Raw genomic sequence first — 3,546 nt, 5'->3', positions numbered from 1 at the left:
GCGCCGCGCAGCAGTGCTGGGCCTGCTCGAAGGCACTATATAAAGACAGCACGCCAGCTGCCTTTTCCACGCGACCCGCGTCCGCGTCCTGATCATTCGATCCCCCTCCCTCCGCGAGAGGGGCTGGAATTCGTCTCCTTCCGTATTCTTGCTGCATGACTTCACGCGCCATCGCGATGGCTTGTGCGGGCCGATTACGTGGCAGGGTTATCCCGCCACGGTCCGCAGATAGCAGCATTCGCAGCGCGCCGACTGACTTTGCCGATGACATGCGCGCAGGTCGAAAAAGAAAACATCCGGAGACCCCTCATGAAATTCAGACTTCCCTGCCTCGCTGCATTACTGGCCTGTTCCGGCGCCGCTTACGCGCAAGGATCGGTGACGCTATATGGTGTTCTCGATGCGGGCCTGCTCTATCAGAGCACGTCCGCCGCTTCCTTCGCACCGAACGCCGCCAACACGGGCAAGGTGTATCGCTACAAGGACGGCGGCATCTACGCCAGCTTCTGGGGCCTCAAGGGCAGCGAAGACCTGGGCGGCGGATATCGCGTCAACTTCAAGCTGCAGGGCACATTCGATACCGGCACCGGCAGGTTCGGCCTCTCCGACACACCCGGCGTTCCCGCGCAGTTCAACCAGTTCGCGACGATAGGTGTTTCCGGTCCGTTCGGCACGTTCAACGCGGGCCGCCAGATCGTGCCGATGGTCTATGCGATGTTCGATACCGACGTGCGCTCGGCGCAGTACTTCGGCAGCATTCTCACCGCGTGGCTCGGCATGAACCAGGCCGCCGGCTGGCCCGGTACCAGCACCAACGGGCCGATCGGCGCGCTGTACGACAGCAACGCGCTCGTCTACGAGTCGCCGAAGTTCTACGGTGCATCGCTTGCGCTGGAATACGCGCCGGGCGGTGTTGCGGGCCAGTTCCAGGGCGGCACGCGCGAGTCCGCTGTGCTGAAGTATTCGAACTACGGCCTGAACCTGTCGGCGGTCTATTACAACGGACACGACGCGAACCCGTTGCCCGGCGTCGCACCGACGGGGCTCAACAACAACCGGCTGGTGTACCTCGGCGCGATGTACACGTTCCGCGACTTCTCCGTGTCCGGCTCGTACAGCCACGGCAAAAATCCGGCGAACACCGGTCGTGCGGACTACGATCTCTATTCGGCCGGGCTCGGATACCGGTTCACCCCGGTACTGAAAGTCACTTCCGGGTTCTATTATCTGAAGGACAACAACAACTCGACGAATCATTCGAGCGAATTCGCGGTGGGCACGGAATACAGCCTGTCCAAGCGCACGCTCGCCTATGCGCAGGTCGGTTATGTCGACAATCACGGCACGATGAACCAGACGATCGTGTATGGACAACCTGTGGCTCCGGGAGAGTCGACCACGGCTGCAATGATCGGCATACGCCACAACTTCTGAGCGATGGCCGCGCGGCAGTTGCGATCCGCAGATGCTGTGAACAAATAACCGGAGCAATCCATGAAGAGAATCAAGCCACGCAGTTCGGGTTGTGCCGCATTGATCGTTCTGGCATCGGTCGGCGCGAGCCTTCAGGCAGGCGAAACAATGGCGGCATCGAGCGAGCCTTCGGTGGCGTCGAGTGCGGCGCCCGCGAGTGGCTCCCGCTCGGCGAATCGCGCGCTGCGCAAGCGCGTGTACGCCGCATTCGGGAAGGACAAGAGTATCGATGCCGGAAGCATCGGCGTCAGCGCGAAGGATGGAGCCGTGACGCTGACCGGCACGGTGACCGATCCCGCGCAGATCGAAAAGGCAGGCGCGCTGGCGAAAGACGTCCCAGGCGTTGCATCCGTAACGAACAAATTGAGCGTCAGGCGAGAGTTCGGGCAGTAAGCGGTCTCGCGTCCCGCGCGTCATCCCGGATACCGGGGCGCCGCGCAATGAAGCCCGCATTTCGCGCGCCGCTTCGCATCAAGGAAATCAAATGAATCCCGACATGATCGAATCAACTCAATCGGCGTATGCGTACCCGCTGCTGATCAAGCATCTGCTGCATACACCGCTCGTCCATGCGCCCGATCAGGAGATCGTCTATCGCGGCGAAACGCGCCTGACCTATCGCGCGATGAGCGAGCGCATCGCGCGCCTTGCACATGGCCTCGGCCGCCACGGCACGAAGATGGGCAGCACCGTCGCGGTGATGGACTGGGACAGCCATCGCTACCTCGAATGCTACTTCGCCATTCCGATGATGGGTGCCGTGCTGCAGACGGTCAACGTGCGGCTCTCGCCAGCGGAGATCGCCTACACGATCAACCATGCGGGCGCGCAGGTCCTTCTCGTTCATGCGGACTTCCTGCCTGTCGTCGATGCGATCAGGGACCAGCTCGAAACGGTGCACACCTTCATCCGGATCGACGACGAAGGCAGCGAAGCCGTCGCGCATTCGATCCCCTTCGCGGACGAATACGAGACCATGCTCGCGGCGAGCGAGTCCGTCTACGACTTCCCGGACTTCGACGAGAACACGCGCGCCACCACGTTCTATACGACGGGCACGACGGGTCTGCCGAAGGGCGTCTATTTCTCGCACCGCCAGCTCGTGCTGCACACCATCACAGGGATGGCGGCGCTTGCAAGCCCCGTATCGGGGCAGCGCTTTCACCGCGGTGACGTGTACATGCCGATCACGCCGATGTTCCATGTCCACGCGTGGGGTATGCCTTATATCGCTACCGTGCTGGGTGTGAAGCAGGTCTATCCGGGCCGTTACCTGCCGGAGCGGCTCGTCGGGCTCGTGCGTGATGAAGGCGTCACGTTCTCGCATTGCGTCGGAACGATCCTGCACATGCTGCTCGGCTGCCCTGAAGCGAAGACCGTCGATCTGAGCAAGTGGAAAGTGATCATCGGCGGAGGCGCGCTGCCCCATGGACTCGCGCGTGCGGCGCTCGATCGTGGCATCGACATCTTCGCCGGCTATGGGATGTCGGAGACCGGACCGCTGCTGACGCTCGCGCAACTGCAGCCCGGCAGCGAGACGCTCGACGCCGACGAGCAGGTGCGCCTGCGTTGCAAGACGGGTCTGCCGCTGCCTCTCGTGGATCTGCGCATCGTGGACGAAGAGGGCGAAGACGTCGCTCACGACGGCAGGGCGAGCGGTGAGATCATCGTGCGCGCGCCGTGGCTGACGCAAGGCTACCTGAAGAACCCGGAGGCATCCGATCAGCTTTGGGAGGGCGGCTACCTGCACACACAAGACATCGCGAACATCGATACGGATGGCTATGTGCAGATCGTCGACCGCATGAAGGACGTGATCAAGTCGGGTGGCGAGTGGGTGTCGTCGCTCGCGATCGAAAGCCTGATCTCGCTGCATCCGGGCGTGTCCGAAGCAGCGGTGATCGGCATCAGCGATGCGAAGTGGGGCGAACGACCCGTGGCACTCGTGGTGCTGAAGCCGGAATTCGCGCAGGCAGTCTCGGAGGACGACATCAGAAATCACGTGCTCGCGTTCAGCCAGACGGGACAGATATCGAAGTACGCCGTGCCGCAGGTCGTGAAGATCGTCGATCG

The 3,546-nt window shown here is 62.5% G+C and carries 4 protein-coding genes; 3 read left to right on the top strand and 1 reads right to left on the bottom strand.

The window, feature by feature from the left end:
• A partial coding sequence (locus AWB81_RS47870) for a hypothetical protein (protein ID WP_235026189.1) occupies positions 1 to 271 on the bottom strand: 271 nt, incomplete at its 3' end.
• A gap of 38 nt (positions 272 to 309) precedes the next feature.
• On the opposite strand from AWB81_RS47870, the gene AWB81_RS41160 reads away from it, so the two are divergent.
• The 3 genes from AWB81_RS41160 to AWB81_RS41150 all read left to right on the top strand — a co-directional run.
• Complete coding sequence (locus AWB81_RS41160; RefSeq protein WP_062644202.1) at positions 310 to 1,434, top strand: porin; 1,125 nt, start codon at positions 310 to 312, stop codon at positions 1,432 to 1,434.
• A gap of 60 nt (positions 1,435 to 1,494) precedes the next feature.
• Entirely contained in the window at positions 1,495 to 1,866 is a 372-nt protein-coding gene (locus AWB81_RS41155) for a BON domain-containing protein (protein WP_062644199.1), read from the top strand.
• Between the two features lie 91 nt (positions 1,867 to 1,957).
• Positions 1,958 to 3,546, top strand: a 1,589-nt coding sequence (locus tag AWB81_RS41150) for a fatty acid--CoA ligase (protein ID WP_062644197.1), incomplete at its 3' end; no start/stop codon positions are given.

The organism is Caballeronia arationis, from assembly GCF_001544975.2.
Taxonomy (GTDB): Bacteria; Pseudomonadota; Gammaproteobacteria; order Burkholderiales; family Burkholderiaceae; genus Caballeronia; species Caballeronia arationis.
Note: the sequence above shows the minus strand (reverse complement) of the source record. Positions and strands in the feature narration are given on the sequence as shown.

Excerpts from the sequence above, each read along its gene's own strand:
- AWB81_RS41160 (WP_062644202.1), top strand. The coding sequence starts at position 310 with ATGAAATTCAGACTTCCCTGCCTCGCTGCATTACTGGCCTGTTCCGGC.
- AWB81_RS41155 (WP_062644199.1), top strand. The coding sequence starts at position 1,495 with ATGAAGAGAATCAAGCCACGCAGTTCGGGTTGTGCCGCATTGATCGTT.